Annotated in this window: 34 protein-coding genes; 3 read left to right on the forward strand and 31 right to left on the reverse strand. The window is 39.9% G+C overall.

The features are described from left to right. The first annotated feature begins 31 nt into the window (after positions 1-31). Both AC1W6K_RS00075 and AC1W6K_RS00080 read left to right on the forward strand, forming a co-directional pair. Positions 32-580 carry a phosphonate degradation HD-domain oxygenase gene (locus tag AC1W6K_RS00075; RefSeq protein ID WP_481945978.1) on the forward strand — a complete coding sequence of 183 codons (549 nt, stop codon included), beginning with the start codon at positions 32-34 and terminating at the stop codon, positions 578-580. Beyond that, the gene (locus AC1W6K_RS00080; protein ID WP_481945979.1) at positions 577-1857 is read left to right on the forward strand and encodes a DUF5690 family protein; all 1281 of its coding nucleotides are present in this window, start codon (positions 577-579) and stop codon (positions 1855-1857) included. Before AC1W6K_RS00075 ends, AC1W6K_RS00080 begins: the two co-directional genes overlap by 4 nt. A gap of 272 nt (positions 1858-2129) precedes the next feature. Here AC1W6K_RS00080 and AC1W6K_RS00085 read toward each other — a convergent pair whose 3' ends face one another. Both AC1W6K_RS00085 and AC1W6K_RS00090 read right to left on the reverse strand, forming a co-directional pair. Further along, positions 2130-5033 carry a TonB-dependent receptor gene (locus AC1W6K_RS00085; protein WP_481945980.1) on the reverse strand — a complete coding sequence of 968 codons (2904 nt, stop codon included), beginning with the start codon at positions 5031-5033 and terminating at the stop codon, positions 2130-2132. Between the two features lie 69 nt (positions 5034-5102). After that, the gene (locus AC1W6K_RS00090; protein ID WP_481945981.1) at positions 5103-6608 is read right to left on the reverse strand and encodes a hypothetical protein; all 1506 of its coding nucleotides are present in this window, start codon (positions 6606-6608) and stop codon (positions 5103-5105) included. A 510-nt stretch (positions 6609-7118) separates the two neighbouring features. Between AC1W6K_RS00090 and AC1W6K_RS00095 the strand changes: the two genes are divergently transcribed. Beyond that, complete coding sequence (locus AC1W6K_RS00095; protein ID WP_481945982.1) at positions 7119-7472, forward strand: hypothetical protein; 354 nt, start codon at positions 7119-7121, stop codon at positions 7470-7472. 101 nt (positions 7473-7573) lie between these two features. Here AC1W6K_RS00095 and carA read toward each other — a convergent pair whose 3' ends face one another. The 29 genes from carA to rplD form a co-directional block, all read right to left on the reverse strand. Beyond that, positions 7574-8674 (reverse strand): glutamine-hydrolyzing carbamoyl-phosphate synthase small subunit, encoded by a 1101-nt coding sequence (carA, locus tag AC1W6K_RS00100; protein ID WP_481720653.1) that lies wholly within the window; start codon positions 8672-8674, stop codon positions 7574-7576. 87 nt (positions 8675-8761) lie between these two features. Then, positions 8762-9448, reverse strand: coding sequence for a 50S ribosomal protein L17 (rplQ, locus tag AC1W6K_RS00105; RefSeq protein ID WP_481945983.1), 687 nt, complete (start codon positions 9446-9448; stop codon positions 8762-8764). A gap of 83 nt (positions 9449-9531) precedes the next feature. Further along, positions 9532-10521 (reverse strand): DNA-directed RNA polymerase subunit alpha, encoded by a 990-nt coding sequence (locus AC1W6K_RS00110; protein ID WP_481945984.1) that lies wholly within the window; start codon positions 10519-10521, stop codon positions 9532-9534. Between the two features lie 71 nt (positions 10522-10592). Next, complete coding sequence (rpsD, locus tag AC1W6K_RS00115; protein ID WP_395785838.1) at positions 10593-11198, reverse strand: 30S ribosomal protein S4; 606 nt, start codon at positions 11196-11198, stop codon at positions 10593-10595. 101 nt (positions 11199-11299) lie between these two features. Next, positions 11300-11695, reverse strand: a complete 396-nt coding sequence (gene rpsK / locus AC1W6K_RS00120; protein WP_315574872.1) for a 30S ribosomal protein S11 — start codon at positions 11693-11695, stop codon at positions 11300-11302. 45 nt (positions 11696-11740) lie between these two features. After that, on the reverse strand, positions 11741-12118 hold the full coding sequence (rpsM, locus tag AC1W6K_RS00125) for a 30S ribosomal protein S13 (protein WP_377983496.1): 378 nt from the start codon (positions 12116-12118) through the stop codon (positions 11741-11743). Between the two features lie 40 nt (positions 12119-12158). Beyond that, complete coding sequence (gene ykgO / locus AC1W6K_RS00130; protein ID WP_130895424.1) at positions 12159-12275, reverse strand: type B 50S ribosomal protein L36; 117 nt, start codon at positions 12273-12275, stop codon at positions 12159-12161. 31 nt (positions 12276-12306) lie between these two features. Continuing rightward, positions 12307-12525: a translation initiation factor IF-1 gene (gene infA / locus AC1W6K_RS00135; protein ID WP_092013982.1), complete on the reverse strand. Its 219-nt coding sequence runs from the start codon at positions 12523-12525 to the stop codon at positions 12307-12309. 10 nt (positions 12526-12535) lie between these two features. After that, complete coding sequence (map, locus tag AC1W6K_RS00140) at positions 12536-13342, reverse strand: type I methionyl aminopeptidase (protein WP_481945985.1); 807 nt, start codon at positions 13340-13342, stop codon at positions 12536-12538. Position 13343: 1 nt separating this feature from the next. After that, positions 13344-14663: a preprotein translocase subunit SecY gene (gene secY / locus AC1W6K_RS00145; RefSeq protein WP_481719102.1), complete on the reverse strand. Its 1320-nt coding sequence runs from the start codon at positions 14661-14663 to the stop codon at positions 13344-13346. Between the two features lie 17 nt (positions 14664-14680). Beyond that, positions 14681-15127, reverse strand: a complete 447-nt coding sequence (gene rplO, locus AC1W6K_RS00150; RefSeq protein WP_395785846.1) for a 50S ribosomal protein L15 — start codon at positions 15125-15127, stop codon at positions 14681-14683. Between the two features lie 46 nt (positions 15128-15173). Next, positions 15174-15353, reverse strand: coding sequence for a 50S ribosomal protein L30 (gene rpmD / locus AC1W6K_RS00155; RefSeq protein WP_377983492.1), 180 nt, complete (start codon positions 15351-15353; stop codon positions 15174-15176). Between the two features lie 35 nt (positions 15354-15388). Next, positions 15389-15907 carry a 30S ribosomal protein S5 gene (gene rpsE, locus AC1W6K_RS00160; protein WP_395785849.1) on the reverse strand — a complete coding sequence of 173 codons (519 nt, stop codon included), beginning with the start codon at positions 15905-15907 and terminating at the stop codon, positions 15389-15391. 6 nt (positions 15908-15913) lie between these two features. Next, positions 15914-16261: a 50S ribosomal protein L18 gene (gene rplR, locus AC1W6K_RS00165; protein ID WP_395785851.1), complete on the reverse strand. Its 348-nt coding sequence runs from the start codon at positions 16259-16261 to the stop codon at positions 15914-15916. Between the two features lie 44 nt (positions 16262-16305). Next, positions 16306-16863 carry a 50S ribosomal protein L6 gene (gene rplF, locus AC1W6K_RS00170; RefSeq protein WP_481945986.1) on the reverse strand — a complete coding sequence of 186 codons (558 nt, stop codon included), beginning with the start codon at positions 16861-16863 and terminating at the stop codon, positions 16306-16308. Positions 16864-16914: 51 nt separating this feature from the next. Continuing rightward, positions 16915-17310 carry a 30S ribosomal protein S8 gene (gene rpsH / locus AC1W6K_RS00175; protein ID WP_130895432.1) on the reverse strand — a complete coding sequence of 132 codons (396 nt, stop codon included), beginning with the start codon at positions 17308-17310 and terminating at the stop codon, positions 16915-16917. 76 nt (positions 17311-17386) lie between these two features. Continuing rightward, entirely contained in the window at positions 17387-17656 is a 270-nt protein-coding gene (gene rpsN, locus AC1W6K_RS00180; protein WP_377983488.1) for a 30S ribosomal protein S14, read from the reverse strand. A 42-nt stretch (positions 17657-17698) separates the two neighbouring features. Beyond that, on the reverse strand, positions 17699-18253 hold the full coding sequence (rplE, locus tag AC1W6K_RS00185; protein WP_395785855.1) for a 50S ribosomal protein L5: 555 nt from the start codon (positions 18251-18253) through the stop codon (positions 17699-17701). Positions 18254-18298: 45 nt separating this feature from the next. Further along, entirely contained in the window at positions 18299-18634 is a 336-nt protein-coding gene (gene rplX / locus AC1W6K_RS00190; RefSeq protein WP_377974648.1) for a 50S ribosomal protein L24, read from the reverse strand. A 41-nt stretch (positions 18635-18675) separates the two neighbouring features. Next, positions 18676-19044 carry a 50S ribosomal protein L14 gene (gene rplN, locus AC1W6K_RS00195; protein WP_377983485.1) on the reverse strand — a complete coding sequence of 123 codons (369 nt, stop codon included), beginning with the start codon at positions 19042-19044 and terminating at the stop codon, positions 18676-18678. Positions 19045-19086: 42 nt separating this feature from the next. Beyond that, the gene (rpsQ, locus tag AC1W6K_RS00200) at positions 19087-19344 is read right to left on the reverse strand and encodes a 30S ribosomal protein S17 (protein WP_315574841.1); all 258 of its coding nucleotides are present in this window, start codon (positions 19342-19344) and stop codon (positions 19087-19089) included. Between the two features lie 74 nt (positions 19345-19418). Beyond that, positions 19419-19610 (reverse strand): 50S ribosomal protein L29, encoded by a 192-nt coding sequence (gene rpmC, locus AC1W6K_RS00205; protein WP_395785858.1) that lies wholly within the window; start codon positions 19608-19610, stop codon positions 19419-19421. A gap of 40 nt (positions 19611-19650) precedes the next feature. Further along, the gene (gene rplP / locus AC1W6K_RS00210; protein WP_377983482.1) at positions 19651-20070 is read right to left on the reverse strand and encodes a 50S ribosomal protein L16; all 420 of its coding nucleotides are present in this window, start codon (positions 20068-20070) and stop codon (positions 19651-19653) included. A 44-nt stretch (positions 20071-20114) separates the two neighbouring features. Continuing rightward, positions 20115-20930: a 30S ribosomal protein S3 gene (gene rpsC / locus AC1W6K_RS00215; protein WP_395785860.1), complete on the reverse strand. Its 816-nt coding sequence runs from the start codon at positions 20928-20930 to the stop codon at positions 20115-20117. Positions 20931-20953: 23 nt separating this feature from the next. Further along, entirely contained in the window at positions 20954-21328 is a 375-nt protein-coding gene (rplV, locus tag AC1W6K_RS00220; protein ID WP_395785862.1) for a 50S ribosomal protein L22, read from the reverse strand. Positions 21329-21364: 36 nt separating this feature from the next. Next, positions 21365-21643, reverse strand: a complete 279-nt coding sequence (gene rpsS / locus AC1W6K_RS00225) for a 30S ribosomal protein S19 (protein WP_377983479.1) — start codon at positions 21641-21643, stop codon at positions 21365-21367. Between the two features lie 3 nt (positions 21644-21646). Further along, positions 21647-22474, reverse strand: coding sequence for a 50S ribosomal protein L2 (rplB, locus tag AC1W6K_RS00230; RefSeq protein ID WP_395785865.1), 828 nt, complete (start codon positions 22472-22474; stop codon positions 21647-21649). A 45-nt stretch (positions 22475-22519) separates the two neighbouring features. Continuing rightward, positions 22520-22807, reverse strand: coding sequence for a 50S ribosomal protein L23 (gene rplW / locus AC1W6K_RS00235; RefSeq protein WP_395785867.1), 288 nt, complete (start codon positions 22805-22807; stop codon positions 22520-22522). Between the two features lie 37 nt (positions 22808-22844). Then, the gene (rplD, locus tag AC1W6K_RS00240) at positions 22845-23474 is read right to left on the reverse strand and encodes a 50S ribosomal protein L4 (protein WP_481945987.1); all 630 of its coding nucleotides are present in this window, start codon (positions 23472-23474) and stop codon (positions 22845-22847) included. Positions 23475-23489 lie beyond the last annotated feature (15 nt).

Raw genomic sequence — 23489 nt, forward strand, 5'->3', positions numbered from 1 at the left:
GCTAATTTACATTAAATCAAGAGCAAATTCCATGTCAATTCAAGTAGTAACAAAAATAATTTCTTTATTCGAAAGTAATGGAGATTCCGCGTACGGTGGCGAAGCCGTCACACAAGGCGAGCACGCGCTTCAGGCTGCCCATTTAGCCTTGGAGGATGGGTGTCAGTCCAACGTCATTGTAGCAAGTCTATTACATGACATCGGACACATGTTACATGCCTTACCAGATGATGCTCCGGAACAAGGGATTGATGATTTTCACGAAGAATTGGGATATCGATTTGTCGACAAATATTTTAAGCAATCCGTTGCTGAACCTGTACGCCTTCACGTAGCAGCTAAACGTTATTTGTGCACCCAAGATCCTCAATACCTGTCAAAATTAAGTAAACCCTCCCTTTTGAGTTTACAGCTTCAAGGCGGACCTATGACCCAAGAAGAGTGCAGATTATTCGAACAAAATCCCTATTACCTAGATGCCATACAGCTTAGACGCTACGATGATTTGGCTAAAATACCCGATTTAGACGTTCGCGTACTGTCCCATTACCGGCCATTCATGGAGGAGCTTTTAAAATGATCATTAGCTCAGCTGGCCAACTGAATCATCCGAAAAAAACTTGGACGCATCACCCGATTTGGTCGATGATGGCCGCATTTGGGTGTTACTTTTGCGTCTATGGATTTCGAAAGCCATTCACGGCCGGACAATACATCGATCAATATTGGTTGGGCATTCACTGGAAGTCCATTTTAATTTCGTCCCAAATCGCGGGATATATGTTGTCAAAATGGTGTGGTATCTTTTTTGTTTCCTCCATCACATGGGAAAAAAGAGCTCGGGCTATCATCATTAGTATCGTCATTGCAGAAATTGCTTTACTTGGATTCGGCTTAATTTCTCGCCCTTGGAATTTGTTATTTTTAGTCCTAAATGGGTTACCCTTAGGGATGATATTCGGATATATTCAAGGCTATTTGGAGGGTAAAAAGAACACGGAATTATATATAGCCGCTCTAGGTTCTAGTTTTATTCTAGCGGATGGTGTTTCCAAATCCGTTGGGATAAATGTGTTGAATTGGGGGATAGCTGAAAATTGGATGCCATTCGTATCCGGATTAATTTATGTGCTACCTCTATTATTCTTTGTATGGATGTTGACCTGCATTCCTCGACCATCTGAACAGGAAGTGGCCGACAGATCCGCTCGACCGCCCATGAATCAGCAAGACCGCTTGAAGCTTGTGAAAGAGTTGTGGCCAGGTATCGTGGCAATTAGTTTGTTATATTTATGTGCTTCGTTATTGCGTGGAATCCGTTCTGATTTTGCCCCCGAAATTTGGAAATACTTAGGATTTATTAGCCTTCCACAAACCTATTCCCAAACAGAAATGTGGGTAACATTAGGCATACTTGGAATAAATGGGAGTTTGGTCTTATTAAAGAATAATTTCAACGCATTCTTTACAAGCATATTTGCTATCTCATGCGGATTTGGCTTATTGGTCTTTGCTGGGATGTATGGATTTAATCACATGAATCCATTTTGGTTAATCGTCCTGACTGGTTTCGGAATTTACCTACCTTATTTAACCATTACTACGTCGGTATTTGAGCGAATGATTGCGATAACGAGGCACAAGGCAAACATTGGGTTTTTGATGTATATCGTTGATTCGATTGGCTATTTGGGATATAATGTGTTATTACTTTCAATCGGGTTTATATTCCCAGATTTAAACATCCCTGAATTATTTTTTGTGTGGATTAAGTTGATGGGTGTAACGGGACTGGCTCTTTGTGTGTTATCGAGTATCTACTTTATGAAAAAATTGAAACACGGAGCAAGGGTCTGAAACAAGAAATGCCGGCAGGAAACCTACCGACATTTTCTCTATTACACCAATATAAAATCGTATTATTGACCTATTGTAGACACTCAAGATTTTTTTTTCTTATCGTAGATAAGTGTCGAATCTGAATGTGCCGATTACCTTTATGGCATTATTTGCAGATTTATCACCAATAAGTACTACTCTAACCACATTGGTTAGAGCAAACGTTTTTAAAGCATATACGAATACTTGCACTTCGTACACATACCACCCTTACAAAATGATTGGTCAAGTTAAAGCTTATAACTAAATCCTACTGAAAAACTTCTTTTAGGACTTAATGTACTAAAGACTTGATCTTTAGAATTATAAGCTCTAAATACAATATCAATATTATCGTTAAGAAGATTATCAGCTCTAAAATTGAAATTGAATTTATCGTCTTTACCAAATGTCTTATTAAACGAGAAATTTAAATTATTGTAAGGTAACGCGTAGACATCAGGGAATAAGCCTGAACCTACAATTGTTAAGGTTGCTCCTTTAACGTTATAAAAAAGTCCAGAGCTAATGCCTTTGTCTGAATCGGCATATGTAAAACCTGCATTCACGATATAAGGTGATTGCCCAGCCATCTGTCGATTAGATTTCAAATTCTCTCCTGGCTTCTCATAAGCCTTTCGCGCATTAAACTCTAAATCAGTCATAGTCACAGAAGATTGTACAACAGTAACATTTGCATTAAAGCTAAATTTCTCCAAAGCTGAAGACATAAAACTTAATGACTTATTGATTTCAACTTCTGCGCCAAACAAATTTGCACTTCCTACGTTTCTCGGCTGATACTCTGTCGATGTTTGCTGTTGAGGAATTCTAACCAATTCGATAGGGTCTGCAAAGTGCTTGTAAAATAAGGAGAATGAGAGTACTTCTGATCCATTATAAAACTTCTCCCAGCGCATATCCAAATTGTCAATCATGGTAGGAACTAATTTTCCTGCCCAATCATCATAAGGGAATAAACTACCATTAAAAATACGATTGGTTAATGGATCTAAGATTTGAGCAAAAGACAGTTCTTTGAATGAAGGTCTAGCAGTCGTGCGCGTATAAGATCCTCGCAAGTTTGTTTTTTGACCAAACTTTTGAATCAAATTAACACTTGGAAAAAGATTCATATTGTCTAGCACTTTAGCATTGTCAAGATTTCTACCCCCCGTAATATCACCTGATGCAAAACGCTGATCTCGACCGGTATGAAATTGTTGGTAGTGTTCGAACCTTACACCAACTATCGCTTTTAATGAAGACGTTAAATCTACCTCATCCAATAAATAACCAGCTAAATTATTTACTGTAGAATTATAAGCGTTTGAATTGATTTTATTGTTTCCCGATACATAATAAATATTATTAATTGTAGAAGGATAAATATTTTTATCAATCAAAACCTGAGATGGGTCATTTGCCCAAACTGGTTGTTGAGCTCCATAAAATTGAATATTAAATTGTCTAATTTCATAATTTCTTTCTTTCATCAAGTATAAACCTCCAAAACGAATAGTGTTTTTTGCACTAAATTTTTTTTCAAGATCTACTTTAAATGAAGTATTGATTTCGTCCAGATAACGCCAGATTCTAGATGGATTCCCACCTGCGCCAGCATTAAAATAAGTTCTTCCTGGATCAATCGTAAATGCTGTCTTGCGAATATCAGGATCTGTAGACTTGGAAAGCGTTGTACCTGCAGCCCAATCAATTTTCCAACCACTTTCACCTAATACATGTGATCCAGATAGTTGAAAATTAGTTACACTCCGCTCCCCATATTCAATATTATCGGAAGTTGCTATATAACCAGATTGACCAACTCCGTCAGAATTATTAAATACATCGAATTTACCCGCCCGGTGCTCACCACTTTGTAATCTCAGGACATTAAACTTAATTTTTGAAAAATCAGTTTTGTAAGCCAGTCCCGCCAATGCGCCAATTAACACATTTTCTTCTCCTAATGTTCCGGAAAGGTTATTCGCAACTACCATTTCAGAAGCATTTTGGGTAATATTTTTTTGTGATTCCCCATATTGAACATTCTCAAACAAGCGTCTTTCAGATCTGTAGGACAATGCAGCAACATAGCCTAATTTTTTAGAACCGCCACTGCCGTTTTCGTTCAAATTAATTTGATCCCCCACCGAAAATCCAAAATTAAAATCAGAAAAACTATTCATTGTTTTGGCCCCTAAATCAGGAGAAAAAGATTTAACAAAACTATTTACCGCACTCGGAGAAGCACCAGAAACTGGAGTTGGAATAGGATTGCTCCCACTAGCTAATGAAGGTAATGCTCTAGTTCCATCGTCCATTCCCAACCAATCCTTTCCTCCCTTATTACCTGTCAAAAAATTACTTTTGAAATGCATGTCAGGGTTATAACTCATAGATGCAGAAACATTAAATATTTTCCTGGTAGGAAAATCATTAGTTTCTATATTTAACAATCCACCTGTAAAATCAGCAGGCATATTGGGTAAGAAATTTTTAGCAACCGTAATATTGTCAATTAAAGCTGTTGGAAAAATATCCATTTGTAATGCGTTCCTATCAGGATCTAATCCTGGAATATCTAAACCATTAAGTGTTGATTTTGAATAACGATCACCTAAACCCCTCACATAAACATATCTTCCGCCTTCGATTGAGACACCTGTCACTCGCTTTGCTGCTTCAACTGCCGTTCCATCCCCAATTAATTTCATTTTTGCTGATGAAATTCCATCGAACATAGCCACAGATTTCCTTTTTAAGATTGTTAGGGATTCTTCTGAATTTCTAAGCCTTTGAAATGTAACTACTACTTCTTGCAATTGAGTACTTGATGTACTTAAGGAAATATCTGGAACAACCGTCACTTCATTATTCTTTACAGAGATCTCTGTAATCTTTGCGTTATCAAATCCAATTGAACTAACAATTAAATCATAACTACCTGCAGGCACGTTAAAGGTAAATGCGCCATCTATATCACTTAATACAGCTTTATTGACAGTTGAATTATTTACTCTTACTGTAGCGGCAATTTCAGGCTTACCTGTTGACCCATCTAAAATTTTTCCTCTAATAACCCCATTTTGGGCTTTAATCGAAAAGGAAAACAACAAAATAAAAGAGCAAATAAAGTATAAATTTTTCATGGTGTAAAAATAAACTAACGGTTGAGGGATTACCTCAACCGTTAGAGTTAGTCAAATATTTTTATAAAATTATTTTAACTTATTGGCAATTGCAGTCCAGGACCAACCTGCAAACTGAGTTAAATCAGCACCGCCCGTAATAGTAGTACCAGCTGTGATTGCGCTTGGAATAGTTTTACCAGCAGATTTGTCGATGTATTTAGCTAAATCAGCTGAAGGAACATTTAAAACTATATTTTCAAACTTTACTCCATAAGTAGTGGTGTAAGGAGTTGTAAATACTTCAGTAATATTTTGTGTAAATACAGTCGTTGAAAATCCAGTTGCATATATGTTAGAAAGTTTAACTTGCGTATTCGCATCATTATCGATGAAATGACCAGCAGAACCGCTCACATTTACAAAACCTTTGTCAAAAGTATGACCTACATTCAAGTCTACTCCAAATGTTCCTTCTGGACCATCTAGTTCAAATGAGCTACCGCCTGCAGAAATAATTGCAAAGTTAGTAATAGTTCCTCTGAATGCTTGATCGGTATCTAAACCATCATCACCAGCACCCCATACAACAATGTTTTTACCATTCACTGTACCACCGAACCACTCGATACCATCGTCTTGATTACCCACTACTTCAATGTTTTCAAAAACGGTACCAGAACCTACCCCACCTAAAGTAATACCATTGATTTCGTTACCAGAACCAATTTCAGTACCACCATGACGAACAGAGATATACTTGAATACACCAGAATTATCTGCATCATCAGAACCTCCATATAAACCATTAGGATCTGAAGTAGGAATACCTTCGATTTGAACTTCCGTTTTCTGTGCACCACTCGAAGAAGCCGAAATTTTGGCTTTACCTAAAATAAGTAAACCACCCCACAAACCATTCACGGTAGGTTCTAGATTTGGAGATGCAAACTTACCAGCAGCAACATCAGCAATAGAAAGCTTGTCAGCTACGGATGTGAAGATAATTGGTTTTGTCGCTGTACCAGCAGCGTTTAATTTACCTCCTCTAGCAACAATTAGAGCCGTAGCACTTGCACCAGCACCAGCTTGACCCTTGATAATTGTACCCGGCTCAATAGTTAGCGTAGCACCACTTGTTACTGCGATACGACCTCCTAATATCCATACTTTCTTAGCATCCCACGTTGTATTAGTCGTGATATTTGAAGTTACAATAACTTCTGTGATTTCCTTGGCAACGCCAATAACCGCAGTAGCTTCTGCAGTCTTACCTTGCGAATCAGTTATAACTAATTTAATAGCACCAGCGCCATCATTTTTAGTTGAGAAATTTACTTCTACGGTAGATCCAGAAATTGAACCCTGACCGTTAGTAACAGTTACATTTGTACCTGTTGCCGTGTAAGTTGCTGTTAACTTAGAATCGAAAGAAACAGTGAAAGCTACTTTACTAGATTGACCAGCAGTAACCGATGTGATGGCAGCTGGAGCAGAAGCAGAAGGAGCTGCATATTCTACCACTGGTTCCTCTTCTTTACAAGCGCCTAGAAAGAAAACGGCACCCATAAGCATTGACAAAATTAATTTTTTCATGATGTTGTTAATAATAGTTTTTGATTATGGCTCAAATATCACAACCCCATATTAACAAATTGTTAACTCAGCAAAAACTTACTATTAATAATGCCATTTTGAGCAGATTGATTGAATTCGTAATGGCTAATAAAGGTGGCAAATGAGGCCATCTTCAAGAGCTATTTTTGGCAAATTATTAGCGCCATTCATTACCATTAAATAATTGATTAAGGCTGACAAAATCATAACAGTAAAGGTATTGTTTGACGTAATTTACATGCATTCCCCCCCTAAAAACTAACACTTGAATGTTTTTTAGAATGGGCTTAGACTTACGAATTTTCCAATAAAATTTGATTAATTCGATATACTTTATGGTACAATTTCAAGAATTATAATTTTTTATAGAAGAACTTTCTTGAAAAAGTGAAATTTAATGCGGATATAATTTGTGGGTTATTTCAAACGCATACATTTGAATCATCAAACGGAACTAATCCGCCTAAAAAGTACAAAACAAATACGCTTATGAAAAAGTCCATTAAAAACGCTTTGGCTATCGCAATTTTTGCCGCTAGCATGTCCATGACTTCTCACGCACTAGCCATAGAAGTAGGTTTACCCGTAAGCATCAATCAGGTTGGGAAAATGAAATTCCTAGTTAGCACAGAACCTAATTCAAAATTATTTGTGATCATATACGACACGGATGAACAAATCATTCACCAGGAAGCTATTTCAAGTCGCAAACTTTACAATTTTGGAAATTTATTAGATGGGAAATATCGAATGGAAATTAGAAATGCCAACAAGCAAATCATTCAAACCAAAAAATTCAACATTTTAACTGAAACCAAACGCGATTTAATTGCGATACAATAGGTTCATCAACAAGTGAAAGATTAAGGGTAAAAGGGCGCGGAGATTCTGCGCCTTTTTGTATGCCAGATAAAAAAGCCCGATTGATTAAATCGGGCTTTCTATTAGTTCAATAGATCTACAAACTGATCAAACAAATACCGCGAATCATGCGGTCCTGGAGACGCCTCTGGGTGATGTTGGACCGAAAATGCCTTACGGCCTTTTACCCGTAAGCCTTCCACTGTCTGGTCATTTAAATTAATATGTGTCAATTCTGCTTTTTCAGAAGATTTTAAATCATCCATCTTCACGGCAAAACCATGATTTTGTGAGGTAATCTCAGACAAACCAGTAATCAGATTCTTCACTGGATGATTCAATCCACGATGTCCATTATGCATTTTATACGTAGATAACCCACAAACTTGAGCCAAAATCTGATGACCTAAACAAATGCCAAAAACCGGTTTGTCGCTTGCTAAAAACTGTGATACCGTCTCAACGGCATATGGCATCGTAGCCGGATCACCCGGGCCATTCGAAACAAAGTACCCGTCTGGATTCCACGCTGCGATTTCAGCATAGGATGTTTTGGCCGGGAAAACTTGTAAATAACAATCGCGCTCGGCGATGTTAGATAAAATACTTTTTTTCACACCCAGATCCAAGACGGCTACCTTTTTGCTTGCAGAAGGATCACCAACAAAGTAAGCTTCTTTCGTACAAACTTGAGAAGATAATTCTAGTCCTTCCATGGAAGGAATCTTAGCTAACTCAGCCTGTAAGGTGGATAAATCAAAAATCTCGGAAGAAATCAAACAGTTCATCACACCTTGCGTTCGGATATGACGCACAAGTGCACGGGTATCAATCCCTGAAATACCGACTAAATTGGCCTTCGCTAAATAATCCTGCAAAGATCCATCGGCCGTTTCACGTGAATGAATACTGGCAAACTCATTACATACCATACCGGCAATTTGAACTTGACTAGATTCAGCTTCAAGTCCATCGATCACACCGTAATTTCCGATGTGTGCCGTGGTATTAATAATTACTTGGCCACTGTAAGAAGGGTCGGTGTAAATTTCTTGATAACCTGTCATTCCGGTATTGAAGCAAATCTCTCCACCATGGGTCCCAATCTTGCCTAAAGCCTTGCCATGAAACAGAGTTCCATCTTGTAATAACAGTACTGCGGGTGTCGACTCAGTAACTTTCATAAATTTGTGCTAGCTAATTAATTTTCAATCCTAAAAAAAGGGCTTCAACGAATTGTTGAAGCCCTTCCAAAAAATCGGGGAAACGAATTAAGCGTCTTCTCCTTTTTCTTCTGTAGACTCCTCTGTTGCAGGTGCTTCAGGAGCATCTTCAACTACATCAGCAGCTGGAGCTTCTGCTACAACTTCTTCTGCGGCTGGTGCTTCTTCAAGAACTTCTGCAACTGGTGCTTCCGCTACAACTTCTTCTGCTGCTGGGGTTTCTTCAACAACTTCAGCGGCTGGTGCTTCTTCAACAACTTCAGCAGAAGGCACTTCAGCAACTGGTGCTGCAGCTACTGCCTCATCTTTCTTAGCTCCTGCACGACGACTACGACGTGTTTTGCCTGCTTTTTCAGCAGCTGCAGCTAACATAGTTTCGTTGAAGTCAACTAGCTCGATGAAACACATTTCTGCGTTATCACCTAAACGATTGCCTAACTTAATAATACGTGTATAACCACCTGGGCGATTCGCTACTTTCTCAGAAACGATGCTGAACAATTCTTTAATAGCATCCTTACTTTGTAAATAAGAGAAAACCACACGACGATTGTTTGTGCTGTCAGTTTTTGATTTCGTGATCATTGGCTCAATGTACTTACGCAACTCCTTTGCCTTCGCAACTGTTGTTTCGATACGTTTGTGCAAGATTAACGAAGTGGCCATATTAGATAATAAGGCTGCTCTGTGGGAAGCTGTTCTTCCTAAGTGATTAAATTTTTTACCGTGTCTCATTGTTGTAATTCGTAAGTTAAAAGCTCTTTCGAGCTGCGGTTAGTATGCGACTTGCATACCACCTATTACTTTTAGTTTAAGTATTAATCTTCGTCTAAACGATATTTAGATACATCCATTCCGAACGTTAGACCTTTTTCTTCGATCAATTGCTCTAACTCAGTTAAGGATTTCTTGCCAAAGTTGCGGAACTTCATCATATCTGAAATTTCTAATTTCGCTAATTCTCCAAGTGTACGAACGTCTGCAGATTTCAAGCAGTTATACGCACGAACAGAAAGATCTAAATCAGCTAATGAAGTCTTCAATAGCTTGCGCATGTGAAGCATTTCCTCATCTACGACATTATCTTCTTCTGCTTTCGGAGTTTCAAACGTCATTGTTTGATCAGAGAACAACATAAAGTGTTGGATCAAGATATACGCAGCACCTTTCAATGCATCTTCCGGGTGAATAGAACCATCCGTTTCGATATCAAGAACTAATTTCTCGTAATCTGTTTTTTGCTCTACACGTGTATTTTCGATGCTGAACTTAACGTTCTTAATCGGGGTGTAGATTGAGTCGATTGCGATGTGACCAAAAGCAAGTTCGTTTGCACGAGGCTCATCAGCTGGCACGTAACCGCGACCTTTTTCAATGATTAATTCAATTTCCACTTCTTTCGAAGCATCTAAATGACAGATAACTAAATCTGGATTTAGAATAGTAAAATAAGGCGTGAATTTCGCGATATCACCGGCAGTAATGGCTGTTTGGCCTTTTACTCGCAATGTCACTTTATTCTCTAAAATCTCTTGCGCTTTCTTGAAGCGAACTTTTTTCAAGTTTAAGATGATTTCGGAAACATCTTCATGTACACCTTCGATGGCAGAAAACTCGTGTAAAACACCTGCGATCTTAACACTTGTGATCGCGTACCCTTCTAATGAAGAAAGTAGGATTCTACGAAGTGCGTTACCAATGGTAACACCGTAACCTTTCTCGAGAGGCTTGAACTCAAACAACCCGTGAAAGTCATCGGCTTTCTCCATCACAACTTTTTCGGGCATTTGGAATGCTAATATTGACATATTTCGTAGCTTAAAATGATACTGAAAAAACGTTTTTGGTACTATTATTTTTATCTAAAAAATCCTACGGATTATTTAGAGTACAACTCGACGATTGCTTGCTCGTTGAAGTTTTCTGTGATTTGATCTCTCTCTGGATAAGCCAAAAATTTGCCAACCATATCACTTTCAGACCACTCTAACCAGTTGTAACGTTTTGGAGAACGACCAGCTAATGAGATTGTCACAACTTCTAACGACTTCGATTTTTCACGAACTCCGATCAATTGACCTGCACGTAAAGAGTAAGATGGCACATTTACTACTTCACCGTCGACAATAATGTGTTTGTGAATAACTAATTGACGAGCCGCACGACGTGTAGGTGCAATACCCAAACGATAAACCGTGTTATCTAAACGTGCTTCACACAATTTCAAAAGGTTCTCACCTGTGATGCCCTCTTTAACAGCGGCTTTGTGGAATAGGTTTTCGAACTGACGCTCTAAAATACCATACGTGTATTTTACCTTTTGCTTTTCCTTCAATTGGATGGCATATTCAGAAACTTTTGAACGTTTCCCTTTACCATGCATTCCTGGAGCATAATTTTTACGAGCTAATGCTTTGCTCGGACCTAAAATTGGTTCGCCGAAACGACGCGCAATCTTGGATTTTGGACCTGTGTATCTAGCCATTTTGTTTTAAAAGTCATTGCACCTCTTATGTGCAGTGAAGTAATTAAATTGTGAATAAAAGCGGGGGAAAATAATTACTAATTACCCCTGCATAAAAAATATTAAACGCGACGACGTTTTGGAGGACGACATCCATTGTGAGGCATTGGCGTAATATCACGGATAAGTGATACTTCGATGCCCGAGTTTTGGATAGTACGGATAGCAGACTCACGTCCAGCACCCGGCCCTTTTACAAAAACTTCTGCTTTCTTCATTCCTGCTTCAACAGCTACCGCTGCGCAGTTAGATGCTGCCATCTGTGCTGCATAGGGCGTGTTTTTCTTAGACCCACGGAAACCCATCTTTCCTGCTGATGCCCAAGAGATCACCTGACCTGCTGAGTTTGTAATGGAGATAATGATGTTGTTAAAGGAAGCTTTGATGTGTACTTGACCAACTTGCTCAACTACAACAACCCGTTTCTTCGCTTTATCTTTTCTTTTTGCTTGTGCCATACTATTTGATAAATAAAATTGGGTATGAGGAATTTCCTCTACTTATTACTTAGTTACTTTTTTCTTATTAGCAACTGTTTTACGACGACCCTTACGAGTACGTGAGTTGTTTTTGGTGCGCTGGCCACGTACTGGAAGACCCTTACGGTGACGCAATCCACGGTAACAACCGATGTCCATCAAACGCTTGATGTTCAACTGAACTTCAGACTTAAGCTGACCTTCTGTTTTGAATTCAGCCGCGATGATCGCACGGATCGCATTCGCTTCCGTATCGTTCCACTCACCAGCTTTCTTGTCAACGGAAACCGCTGCCTTCGCTAAAATTTTCTGAGCAGTACTGCGACCTATACCAAAAATATAAGTCAATGCAATCTCTCCTCTTTTTTTGTCGGGAATATCAACCCCTGCAATACGAGCCATATAGGTAATTAATTGTTGTGATTAATCAATTTAGTTTGAATTATCCTTGTCTTTGTTTGAACTTAGGATTCTTCTTGTTAATAACGTAAAGCTTACCGTGACGACGAATCACCTTGCAGTCCGCACTACGCTTTTTAATAGATGCTTTAACTTTCATTTTATTTACATTTATGGGTTAAACCCTCTTTTTACTTATAACGATAAACAATTCTAGCTTTACTTAAATCATAGGGTGACATTTCCAACTTCACTTTATCTCCTGGCAGAATCTTAATGTAGTTCATCCGCATCTTGCCTGAAATGTGGGCAATCACTTGATGCGTATTCTCTAATTCTACCCGAAACATAGCGTTCGAAAGAGCTTCCAAAATAATTCCGTCTACTTCTATCGAAGATTGTTTGGCCATAATCCTTTATTTAAATGTTCAACAATACAGTTGATGTTTTTAATACTTCTTCAATGTAAGCAAACGTTGTTAGCACTTTCGGACCTTCCTTTGTCACGCCTACCGTATGCTCAAAATGGGCACTCGCTTTGCGATCAATTGTTCGAATCGTCCAGCCATCCGTATCCACTGAAATCTGCCGTTTCCCCAAATTGATCATCGGCTCGATCGCAATAACCATGCCTTCCTTCAATTTAGCTCCATCACCGCGGCGTCCATAATTAGGAACTTCGGGACTCTCATGTAGGCTTTTACCTACACCATGACCTACTAATTCCCGAACAACCCCGTAGCCTAATGCTTCCGTATATGACTGCACCGCACTTCCCACATCACCGGTTCGCTTACCCACATGGGCTTGATTCAAACCCTTGTACAAGGACTCTTTTGTCGCTTGCATTAATTTTTGTACCTCAGCAGCCACATTACCTATTCCATAGGTATAAGCGCTATCGGCATGAAATTTATCTTTGTACACGCCTGCATCTATGGAAATAATATCTCCTTCTTGCAAAGTCAAATTCCCTGGTAATCCGTGAACCACTACGTCATTCACAGAGATGCACAAGGAATATGCGTACTTTTTATCTCCTACTTGGTAATTTAAAAAGGAAGGATGTGCTCCGTTATCCTTAATAAATTGGTAAGCAATCTGGTCTAATTCGAGCGTTGTAACTCCCGGCTTTATGGCTTTCGCTACTTCGGCATGACACTTTCCAAGAATTTCCCCATTCGCTTGAATGATGGCCATCTCTTCTGGCGTCTTTAAGTAAATCATCCTAACGAGTGATCACTTCAGAACGACCTTTTACACGTCCCGACTGCATTAAACCTTCATACTTACGCATCAACAAATAACTTTCTATTTGTTGCAATGTATCCAATACTACGCCCACTAGGATTAACAAAGATGTTCCTCCAAAGAACGAAGCAAATCCACGCGTCACACCAAACAAGTTGGCAACCGCCGGAAGAATCGCAATAATCGATAACATAACAGCACCTGGCAACGTAATGCGATCCAAGATACTTGCGATGAAACCCGAAGTTTCCTCACCAGGCTTAACGCCAGGCACGAAACCGCCACCACGTTTCATGTCATCCGAAATTTGTGTTGGGTTAATCGAGATCGCTGTATAGAAAAATGTAAATACAATAATCAAGAAAGCGAACAACACATTATACTGCCACGTAGTAAAGTCGCCAAACGACTGCGCTACAGAGGAAGCAAATTCAGATTTATCAGCAAAAGATTGAGCTACTAAACCTGGGATAAACATTAATGCTTGAGCAAAGATGATTGGCATAACGCCTGAAGCGTTTAACTTCAAAGGAATGTATTGGCGCTCTCCACCTACGGCCATTTTACTGCCAACTACCTGCTTTGCGTATTGAACTGGAATGCGTCGAACAGCTTGTGTCACCATGATAGCACCCATTACAATAAAGAATAGGGCAATTATTTCAATAATAAACAATAAGGCTCCAGACATACCACGAGATCCCGCTTCTTGTAAAATAGATGCTGGAAACCGCGAAACGATACCGATCATAATCAACATGGAAATACCGTTACCGATACCCTTGTCGGTGATTTTCTCACCCAACCACATACAAAACATCGTACCCCCTACTAAAATCGCAACTCCGTAAAGACGGAAGAACCAAGGATCTACCAAGATAGCCTCAGCAGGAATAGTTACTTGCAGGTAGGTAAAACCTTGTGCTGCAGTGACGAAAATGGTTAGAATACGAGTGATTTGGTTTAATTTCTTACGACCAGACTCACCGTCTTTTTGCATTTTTTGGAAATACGGAAGGGCAATCGTCAATAACTGAATCGCAATGGAAGCTGAGATGTACGGCATGATACCTAAAGCGAATACAGATGCATTGCTTAAGGCTCCACCGGAGAACATGTTCAACAAGCCAAATAGACCGCCGTCACCTGGTTGCGAAAGCTTTGTTGCGTCTACACCAGGTAGAACGATATAAGAACCTAAACGAAAGAAGGCGATAAAAAGTAACGTATTTAAAATACGGCCTCTTAATTCCTCAATCGAGAAGATATGCTTGAAAGTTGTTATTAACTTGTTCATTCGATTAGAATAGAGGATTAACCAACAATTGCTTTACCGCCAGCAGCTTCAATAGCAGCTTTAGCGGCACCCGAGAAACCTTTTACTGTAACCTCTAATGCAGAAGTAACAGCTCCACGACTAAGGATTTTCACTAAGTCAGACTTAGATACTAAACCGTTGCTGTAAAGTGTTTCAAATGTGATTACGTTCGAACCAATTGCATCAGCTAATATTTGTAACGTATCTAAGTTGATTGCTTTGTATTCTACACGATTGATATTCTTGAAACCGAACTTAGGAACACGACGCTGGATAGGCATTTGACCTCCTTCAAAACCACGCTTGCGTGAATAACCTGAACGAGACTGAGCTCCTTTGTGTCCACGAGCAGAAGTTCCACCTAAACCGGAACCTTGACCACGACCTACTCTTTTTCTTACTTTAACTGAGCCTTCAGCGGGCTTTAATGACGATAATTTCATTGTAATTGGGGCTTAACGCTGCCATTTCTGGCAACTCGCGTGTTAATTAAATATTTTCTACTACGATTAGGTGACCTACCGCACGAATCATTCCGGCAATAGCTGGATTTAATTCATGTTCTACGGACTGACGTATTTTACCTAATCCCAACGCTTGAATCGTACGTTTCTGTACTTCTGGGCGCTTTATAGCACTTTTTACTTGAGTAATTTTAACTTTAGACATCGGTTGTTCTATTAGTGAGGCACAAGGCGCTCTGATTATCCATTAAATACTTTTGCTAACGAAATGCCTCGTTGGAACGCTACCGTATGTGGCGCACGCATTTTCACTAACGCATCGATTGTTGCCTTTACCACGTTGTGGGGATTTGATGAGCCTTTAGATTTTGCAAGGACATCATGGATGCCAGCAGATTCTAACACGGCACGCATCGCACCACCGGCAATCAATCCTGTACCCGGAGCAGCTGGCTTGATCAGAACGAAACCACCTGAAAATTTACCTAGTTGCTCATGAGGAACTGTTTTTTTCAATAAAGGAATTTGGAACAAATTCTTCTTCGCATCTTCGATCCCTTTTGTGATCGCATCAGTAACTTCATTTGCTTTTCCTAAACCGTATCCAACGACGCCATTTCCATCTCCTACTACCACGATGGCAGAGAAACTAAAACGACGACCACCTTTTACTACTTTAGCAACACGGTTGATGGCTACTACCTTCTCCTTCAACTCACCTTCGTTAACCTTTACAGGTTTTGCTTGTAATTGCGACATATCTTATTAAAATTGTAAGCCACCCTCGCGAGCGCCTTCAGCTAATGATTTAATTCTTCCGTGATATAAATAACCGTTACGATCGAAAACTACTTTCGTAACACCAGCAGCTGAAGCCGCTTTTGCGATTGCTAAACCTACTGTTTTAGCAGCTTCGATGTTATTGTTTACTTTGTCCTTCTTGTACGAAGTTGCTGAAAACAATGTTTTTCCAGCTAAATCGTCCACTAATTGTGCATAAACTGCCGTATTGGAACGATATACTGTCAAGCGCGGACGCTCGGCTGAACCAGCTATTTTAGCACGTATCGCACGTTTGATGCGGGTTCTACGTAAATTTTTTGTTGTTGCCATTGTTGTTAACTTGTTTGTGTGGATTTCCGGCCCACGCTTACTATTTATTTCTTACCGCCTGCTTTACCAGCTTTACGACGAACTTGCTCTCCTAAGAAACGAACACCCTTACCTTTGTAAGGCTCGACAGGGCGAAGTGACTTAATTTTGGCAGCTACCTGCCCGATCAATTGCTTGTCGATACCTTCTAATGAAACCATTGGGCTTTTACCTTTTTCCATCGCAGTAACAACCTTGATTTCAGAAGGAATAGCCATAAAAATAGCGTGAGAATATCCCAAGCTTAATTCCAAAATATTTCCTTGATTAGCGGCTTTGTAACCAACACCGATAATCTCTAAATCTTTCTTGTAGCCTTCACTAACACCTACAACCATGTTGTTGATCAATGAACGGTATAAACCATGCAGCGCTTTGTGACGCTTTTGCTCAGTTGGACGAGCTACAGTCAACACACCATCCTCAATGTTAACGATGATATCCTGATCAATTTGCTGCGACAAAGTCCCCTTTGGGCCTTTCACAGTCACTAAATTACCCGCGCTAATATCTACAGTAACTCCTGCAGGTAACGGGATAATCTTTTTTCCAATTCTAGACATAAAAATATGATTTGCTTAAATTACGAGTTGCCCCCTTTCAGCGTGAAACAATTAATATACGTAACAAAGTACCTCTCCACCTACGTGAAGTGTACGAGCCTCCTTATCTGTAATTACTCCTTTTGAAGTAGATAAGATGGCGATACCAAGACCATTCAATACACGTGGCAACTCCTCAGCGCCATTGTACTTACGAAGACCTGGTTTAGAAATACGTGTCAAATTAACGATAGCAGGTTGCTTCGTTACTGAGTTGTACTTTAAAGCTATCTTGATTGTTCCTTGAACGGAAGAATCATCGAACTTATAGTTTGAAATGTATCCCTTATCAAAAAGCACCTTCGTGATTTCCTTTTTAATATTGGAAGCAGGAATTTCAACTACCCTATGGCGTGCCTTCAAGGCATTTCTCAATCGGGTTAAATAATCTGCTATTGGATCTGTCATTGCTTTTAAATTTGCCGCATGCCGTTAAAATGGCCTGCAAAATTACAAAAATGAATTTAATTAATCAAATTTTAGTTTACCAGCTGGATTTTGTAACCCCTGGAATTAAACCGTTGGACGCCATTTCGCGGAACGTTACCCGGCTAATGCCGAATTTACGCATGTATCCACGAGGACGACCAGTTAATTTGCAACGGTTGTGTAAACGCACTGGAGAAGCATTTTTAGGTAATTTATCTAATCCTACATAATCTCCAGCTGCTTTCAAAGCTGCACGCTTAACTGCATACTTTGCTACAGTTGCTTCGCGTTTTCTTTCTCTTGCTTTTACTGACTCTTTAGCCATTTTGTAAAAATTTTAAAGGTGTTATTAAAGCCTAAAGGCCACTTATTTTTTGATATTTGAAAAAGGCATTCCAATCGCAGCTAATAAAGCATACGCTTCTTCATCCGTAGGAGCAGTCGTCACAAACGTGATGTCCATACCTGAGATTTTAGAAACTTTATCGATTGAAATTTCAGGGAAAATAATTTGTTCCTTCACGCCTAAGGTATAATTACCACGGCCATCGAAACCTTTCTCTGATACTCCTTTGAAATCACGTACACGAGCTAAAGAAACCGTAGTCAAACGATCTAAAAACTCATACATACGATCTCCACGTAACGTTACTTTCACACCAATTGGCATATTCTCACGTAACTTAAAGTTTGAGATCGCTTTCTTAGAAATCGTAGCAACCGCTCTTTGACCAGCAATTTGAGTAATTTCTTCTACTGCTACGTCAACTAATTTTTTGTCGGATACTGCTGCTCCAACACCCTTATTGATTACAATCTTTGTAATCTTAGGTACTTGCATAACTGATTTGTATTCGAACTTAGTTTTTAAGCCTGGTACAACCTCCTTCAGATAACGCTCTTTTAATCTAGGTACTGCCATTTTCTTATATTTTGTGGATTTCCGACCCACGTTTTACATTCAATATTATGCGATAAACTTACCCGTTGCTTTGGAGTAACGTTGTAATTTACCTTTCTCATTCAACTTACGACCCGTGCGAACAGCCTTTCCATTCTCTACAACCATTAGGTTTGAGATGTGAATTGATCCCTCACGCTTTTCGATACCACCTTGTGGATTACTTGCTGAAGGTTTTACGTGTTTCGTTTGAAGGTTAGCACCTTCTACGATAGCACGCGATTTTTCTGTGATTACTTCTTTGATGACGCCAGTTTTACCTTTAGCGTTACCAGCGATAACCATCACAGTATCACCCTTCTTGATGTGCAATTTTGTTTGCTTGATAATTTTCTTTTCCATTGTATGATTCTTTCTATTGGCTGCCCAATATGTCATCTATCTTATAAAACTTCTGGGGCTAGGGAAACAATTTTCATAAATCCTGCTTCACGTAACTCACGCGCAACTGGCCCGAAAATACGCGTTCCTCTTGGCTCATCATTTGCGTTCAATAACACAGCTGCGTTATCTTCGAAACGAATATAAGTACCATCCTTACGACGAATTTCTTTTTTGGTGCGCACTACTACTGCGCGAGAAACCGTACCTTTTTTCATACTAGATGATGAAAGTGCTGATTTAACAGAAACGACAATTTTATCGCCTATCGAAGCATATCTTTTACCGGTACCGCCTAATACGCGAATCACTAAAACTTCTTTTGCTCCAGAATTATCCGCTACACCCAATCTTGATTCCTGCTGTAACATTATCTTTGATCTTTAAAATTAAAATTTGATTAACAAGTAGTCTTATTTCGCTTTTGCGATAATTTCAACTAATCTCCAACGCTTATTTTTAGAAAGAGGACGCGTTTCCATCACTTTCACTGTATCACCAATACCACAATCGTTATTTTCATCATGTGCCATCAATTTTGTAGTCTTCTGTACGAATTTTCCGTACAATGGGTGTTTTACCTTACGGTCAACAGTTAACGTGATTGATTTATCCATCTTGTCACTAACTACTTTCCCAATCCTTACCTTTCTTAGATTTCTCTGTTCCATCGTTGGTTTGTTACTTGTTAAACAATTGACCATGAGCTGTATTTTGACACGGTCTATTAAAAAATTAATTAATCTTAAGCGTTAATTGCTTTCGTTAGAGCAGTCTCTAATTTGGCAATCAATTTCCGGTTTTCACGAATACGCATTGGGTTCTCGATCGGTGAAATAGCGTGAGCTAATTTCAAACGAGTCAAGTTCTCTTGCTCTGCCGTAATGGCTTTTTTTAATTCGTCTACTCCTAATTTGTTTATTTCTGCGTTTTTCATAACAATGCTATTTGGATGTTTAAACCTCCAGGTTTAAAACCTATTCTGAATAATCTCTACGTACAACAAATTTCGTACGCATCGGCAATTTTTGTGCAGCTAAACGTAACGCTTCCTGCGCTAACGCCAACGGTACACCCGCCGATTCAAACAAAATAGTTCCTGGACGAACGTTCGCTACCCAATACTCAGGAGCTCCCTTTCCTTTACCCATACGAACCTCTGCAGGTTTTTTTGTAATCACTTTATCTGGGAAAATTCGAATCCAAACCTGGCCCTCACGCTTCATAGCACGAGTCACCGAAATACGAGCCGCTTCGATTTGACGTGCAGTAATACGTCCCGGCTCTAATGATTTAATAGCGAATGATCCAAAATCAATTTCGTGACCACGGGTAGCAACACCTCTTACACGGCCTTTCTGTGACTTACGAAATTTCGTTCTTTTTGGTTGTAACATCTTCTTAAAAGTCTAATATCTATTTCTAAATTAATTTTAGGCAATTAGCGTTTCCCGCCACGACCACGGTTAGCCGCTCCTGGACCACCTGCTTTGTTACGATCTCCACCTTGATCACCATCTGGACGACGTCCGCGACCACCACGGTCACCTGGACGACCACCACGGTCACCTGGGCGAGAATCTGCTGCCGTAGACTGTAAGCCCATGTTCGCGTTTGGCGACAAATCTGGCTTACCGAAAACCTCACCACGGAAAACCCATACCTTAATACCGATCTTTCCGTAAACAGTTAACGCTTCTGAGATCGCATAGTCAACATCCGCACGAAGCGTATGAAGAGGAATACGTCCCTCCTTATATCCCTCAGAACGTGCCATTTCAGCACCCCCTAAACGACCTGATAATTTCAATTTAATTCCTTGAGCTCCTACACGCATCGCTGATGCGATAGCCTGCTTCATGGCACGACGGAAAGAAATACGAGCTTGTAACTGTTGAGCAATTGCCTCACCGATCAACTTCGCATCGATTTCTGGACGCTTAATCTCAAAGATGTTAATTTGAACATCCTTGCCTGTGATTGCTTTTAACTCCTCCTTTACTTTGTCTACTTCAGCACCTTGCTTACCGATAACCACACCAGCACGAGCTGTGTTGATCGTTAATGTGATCCGCTTTAAAGTGCGCTCAATAATAACTTTTGAGATAGATCCTTTTGGAATACGAGCGGCAACGTACTTTCTGATTTTCTCGTCTTCGACAAGCTTATCAGCGAAAGTCTTTCCTCCGTACCAATTAGAATCCCAACCTCTCACGATACCTAATCTTAATCCAATAGGGTTAATTTTTTGTCCCATTTCTTGTTTTATCTAATAGTCTATTATTCTGCTGTAGTTTCTGCCAAAATAGGTGCTTCCGATGATGCAACTACAATGGTAATGTGATTTGAACGCTTCAAGATGCGGTGACCTCTTCCTTGCGGAGCAGGACGTAAACGCTTGATTGAAGATCCTCCATCAACGAATATCGTTTTGATGAATAAATCTGACTCCTCAATTTTAGCATCCACATGCTTGTTTTGCCAGTTAGAAACGGCTGAGAGCAATAATTTCTCGATAGCCTGCGCACCAACCTTGGGCTCAAATTTTAAGATACCCAACGCTTTGGATACTTTCTGTCCACGAACCATGTCTGCGACAATACGCATCTTTTGAGGCGACGTAGGAACATTTCTTAATTTAGCAATTGCTTCCATTTTCAATATTGATTACAAGACCTGATGGCCTTTTTATTATCTTTTACCTTTGTCTTTTTTCGCAATGTGACCACGGAAATTACGCGTTGGTGAAAACTCACCCAACTTGTGACCAACCATGTTCTCAGTTACATAAACCGGAATAAATTTATTCCCATTGTGAACCGCGAATGTGTGACCAACGAAATCCGGAGAAATCATTGAACGTCTTGACCAAGTTTTGATTACTGACTTCTTGCCAGAATCATTCATAACTTGAACCTTGTTATCAAGGCGGTAATCAATGTAAGGACCTTTTTTTAGTGAACGTGCCATCTACTATTTTTTTCTTCTACTGATGATAAGACGATTAGTGTGTTTTTTTGGATTACGAGTTTTCTTACCCTTAGCCAATAAACCGGTACGAGAACGAGGGTGACCTCCTGATGAACGACCCTCACCACCACCCATCGGGTGATCAACTGGGTTCATTACAACACCACGAACACGTGGACGACGACCTAACCAACGATGACGACCTGCTTTACCTAGGTTAACGTTCATGTGATCCGAGTTAGATACTGTTCCAATTGTCGCAAGACAACGAGCCAACACCATACGCATCTCACCTGAAGGCAACTTCAATGTTGCATATTTTCCATCACGCGCTAACAACTGAGCGTACGTACCAGCCGAACGAACCATTTCAGCTCCTTTACCTGGTTGCAACTCAATCGCATGAACTAATGTACCCAAAGGGATATTTGCCAAAGGCAATGTGTTACCTACTTCCGGAGCCACTGACTCACCCGAGATAACTGTTTGGCCTACTTGAATTCCTGCAGGAGCTAAGATATACGTCTTAACACCATCTGTATATTCGATCAAAGCGATACGTGACGTACGGTTTGGATCATACTCAACTGTCAAAACAGTTGCAGGTACATCAAACTTTTGACGCGCAAAATCAATCACACGGTAACGACGCTTGTGACCACCACCGATATAACGCATCGAGCGACGACCATCTGCATTACGTCCACCGGTACGCTTGATAGGCTCCAAAAGGGGCTTATACGGCTTGTCCGTTGTAATCTCCTCGAACGTCGGCGCAATGCGATGACGCTGTCCTGGAGTAGTTGGTTTAATTTTTTTAATTGCTGCCATTTAATTAGTTCAATTTATCGGGATGAACCCCCTTACTTATTTTTATTAAATTCCTTGGTAGAAGTCAATTACTTCTCCTGCTGCTACTGTAACGATCGCCTTCTTAATAGTAGACGTCCGCCCTGAGGTAACTTTACTACGTGTACTCTTGGATTTAACTTTTCCAATTTGACGCATCGTTTGTACATCTTGTACATCGACACCGTACATTTTCTTAACCTCCTTGGCAATTTCAATCTTGTTCGCAGTCAATTCAACCACAAACACGTATTTGCCTTTCTCTTGCATGGCTTGCGACTTTTCAGTCAAGGCCGGACGTTTAATAATGCCCATTGTTTATTTCGTTTAAACAGAACCGAAGTCCCGCAAATTATTTACTAAATGTTGACTCAATTTTCTGGATCGCATCCACCGTAATTAACAATTTCGATGCGTTAACCAGATCATATGTATTCACATCAGCCGCGTTTGAAACTTTAGCCTTTGGAACATTACGACCAGACAATACTACATTCTTGTCCACGTCATTCATGATCAATAATGATTTTGTATTATCCAAAGAAAGAGCTTTCAACATAGCTAAGTATGCCTTGGTTTTTGGTGCATCAAATGCAATTGTATCCAAAACCGCGATATCACCTGACTGAGCCTTCGCTGCTAACGCAGATTGACGTGCCAATGACTTCACTTTCTTATTCAATTTAAAATGGTAATCACGTGGACGTGGACCGAAGATACGACCACCACCTTTCATCAAAGGAGATTTCATCGAACCCGCACGCGCACCACCCGTACCTTTTTGTTTCTTAATCTTACGCGTCGAACGCGAAACCTCTGCACGCTCCTTAGCTTTGTGAGTTCCTTGACGTTGGTTAGCTAAATACTGCTTCACATCTAAGTAAACCACATGCTCGTTTGGAACAATTCCAAAGACCTCATCAGAAAGGGTTACTTTCTTTCCGGTATCTTTTCCTGCGATGTTATATACTGATAATTCCATACTTCAGAATGTCTA

It is taken from the genome of Aquirufa sp. (assembly GCF_964796385.1).

Excerpts from the sequence above, each read along its gene's own strand:
- AC1W6K_RS00075 (WP_481945978.1), top strand. The coding sequence starts at position 32 with ATGTCAATTCAAGTAGTAACAAAAATAATTTCTTTATTCGAAAGTAAT.
- AC1W6K_RS00080 (WP_481945979.1), top strand. The coding sequence starts at position 577 with ATGATCATTAGCTCAGCTGGCCAACTGAATCATCCGAAAAAAACTTGG.
- AC1W6K_RS00085 (WP_481945980.1), bottom strand. The coding sequence starts at position 5,033 with ATGAAAAATTTATACTTTATTTGCTCTTTTATTTTGTTGTTTTCCTTT.
- AC1W6K_RS00090 (WP_481945981.1), bottom strand. The coding sequence starts at position 6,608 with ATGAAAAAATTAATTTTGTCAATGCTTATGGGTGCCGTTTTCTTTCTA.
- AC1W6K_RS00095 (WP_481945982.1), top strand. The coding sequence starts at position 7,119 with ATGAAAAAGTCCATTAAAAACGCTTTGGCTATCGCAATTTTTGCCGCT.
- carA (WP_481720653.1), bottom strand. The coding sequence starts at position 8,674 with ATGAAAGTTACTGAGTCGACACCCGCAGTACTGTTATTACAAGATGGA.
- rplQ (WP_481945983.1), bottom strand. The coding sequence starts at position 9,448 with ATGAGACACGGTAAAAAATTTAATCACTTAGGAAGAACAGCTTCCCAC.
- AC1W6K_RS00110 (WP_481945984.1), bottom strand. The coding sequence starts at position 10,521 with ATGTCAATATTAGCATTCCAAATGCCCGAAAAAGTTGTGATGGAGAAA.
- rpsD (WP_395785838.1), bottom strand. The coding sequence starts at position 11,198 with ATGGCTAGATACACAGGTCCAAAATCCAAGATTGCGCGTCGTTTCGGC.
- rpsK (WP_315574872.1), bottom strand. The coding sequence starts at position 11,695 with ATGGCACAAGCAAAAAGAAAAGATAAAGCGAAGAAACGGGTTGTTGTA.
- rpsM (WP_377983496.1), bottom strand. The coding sequence starts at position 12,118 with ATGGCTCGTATTGCAGGGGTTGATATTCCCGACAAAAAAAGAGGAGAG.
- ykgO (WP_130895424.1), bottom strand. The coding sequence starts at position 12,275 with ATGAAAGTTAAAGCATCTATTAAAAAGCGTAGTGCGGACTGCAAGGTG.
- infA (WP_092013982.1), bottom strand. The coding sequence starts at position 12,525 with ATGGCCAAACAATCTTCGATAGAAGTAGACGGAATTATTTTGGAAGCT.
- map (WP_481945985.1), bottom strand. The coding sequence starts at position 13,342 with ATGATTTACTTAAAGACGCCAGAAGAGATGGCCATCATTCAAGCGAAT.
- secY (WP_481719102.1), bottom strand. The coding sequence starts at position 14,663 with ATGAACAAGTTAATAACAACTTTCAAGCATATCTTCTCGATTGAGGAA.
- rplO (WP_395785846.1), bottom strand. The coding sequence starts at position 15,127 with ATGAAATTATCGTCATTAAAGCCCGCTGAAGGCTCAGTTAAAGTAAGA.
- rpmD (WP_377983492.1), bottom strand. The coding sequence starts at position 15,353 with ATGTCTAAAGTTAAAATTACTCAAGTAAAAAGTGCTATAAAGCGCCCA.
- rpsE (WP_395785849.1), bottom strand. The coding sequence starts at position 15,907 with ATGTCGCAATTACAAGCAAAACCTGTAAAGGTTAACGAAGGTGAGTTG.
- rplR (WP_395785851.1), bottom strand. The coding sequence starts at position 16,261 with ATGGCAACAACAAAAAATTTACGTAGAACCCGCATCAAACGTGCGATA.
- rplF (WP_481945986.1), bottom strand. The coding sequence starts at position 16,863 with ATGTCTAGAATTGGAAAAAAGATTATCCCGTTACCTGCAGGAGTTACT.
- rpsH (WP_130895432.1), bottom strand. The coding sequence starts at position 17,310 with ATGACAGATCCAATAGCAGATTATTTAACCCGATTGAGAAATGCCTTG.
- rpsN (WP_377983488.1), bottom strand. The coding sequence starts at position 17,656 with ATGGCTAAAGAGTCAGTAAAAGCAAGAGAAAGAAAACGCGAAGCAACT.
- rplE (WP_395785855.1), bottom strand. The coding sequence starts at position 18,253 with ATGGCAGTACCTAGATTAAAAGAGCGTTATCTGAAGGAGGTTGTACCA.
- rplX (WP_377974648.1), bottom strand. The coding sequence starts at position 18,634 with ATGGAAAAGAAAATTATCAAGCAAACAAAATTGCACATCAAGAAGGGT.
- rplN (WP_377983485.1), bottom strand. The coding sequence starts at position 19,044 with ATGTTACAGCAGGAATCAAGATTGGGTGTAGCGGATAATTCTGGAGCA.
- rpsQ (WP_315574841.1), bottom strand. The coding sequence starts at position 19,344 with ATGGAACAGAGAAATCTAAGAAAGGTAAGGATTGGGAAAGTAGTTAGT.
- rpmC (WP_395785858.1), bottom strand. The coding sequence starts at position 19,610 with ATGAAAAACGCAGAAATAAACAAATTAGGAGTAGACGAATTAAAAAAA.
- rplP (WP_377983482.1), bottom strand. The coding sequence starts at position 20,070 with ATGTTACAACCAAAAAGAACGAAATTTCGTAAGTCACAGAAAGGCCGT.
- rpsC (WP_395785860.1), bottom strand. The coding sequence starts at position 20,930 with ATGGGACAAAAAATTAACCCTATTGGATTAAGATTAGGTATCGTGAGA.
- rplV (WP_395785862.1), bottom strand. The coding sequence starts at position 21,328 with ATGGAAGCAATTGCTAAATTAAGAAATGTTCCTACGTCGCCTCAAAAG.
- rpsS (WP_377983479.1), bottom strand. The coding sequence starts at position 21,643 with ATGGCACGTTCACTAAAAAAAGGTCCTTACATTGATTACCGCCTTGAT.
- rplB (WP_395785865.1), bottom strand. The coding sequence starts at position 22,474 with ATGGCAGCAATTAAAAAAATTAAACCAACTACTCCAGGACAGCGTCAT.
- rplW (WP_395785867.1), bottom strand. The coding sequence starts at position 22,807 with ATGGGCATTATTAAACGTCCGGCCTTGACTGAAAAGTCGCAAGCCATG.
- rplD (WP_481945987.1), bottom strand. The coding sequence starts at position 23,474 with ATGGAATTATCAGTATATAACATCGCAGGAAAAGATACCGGAAAGAAA.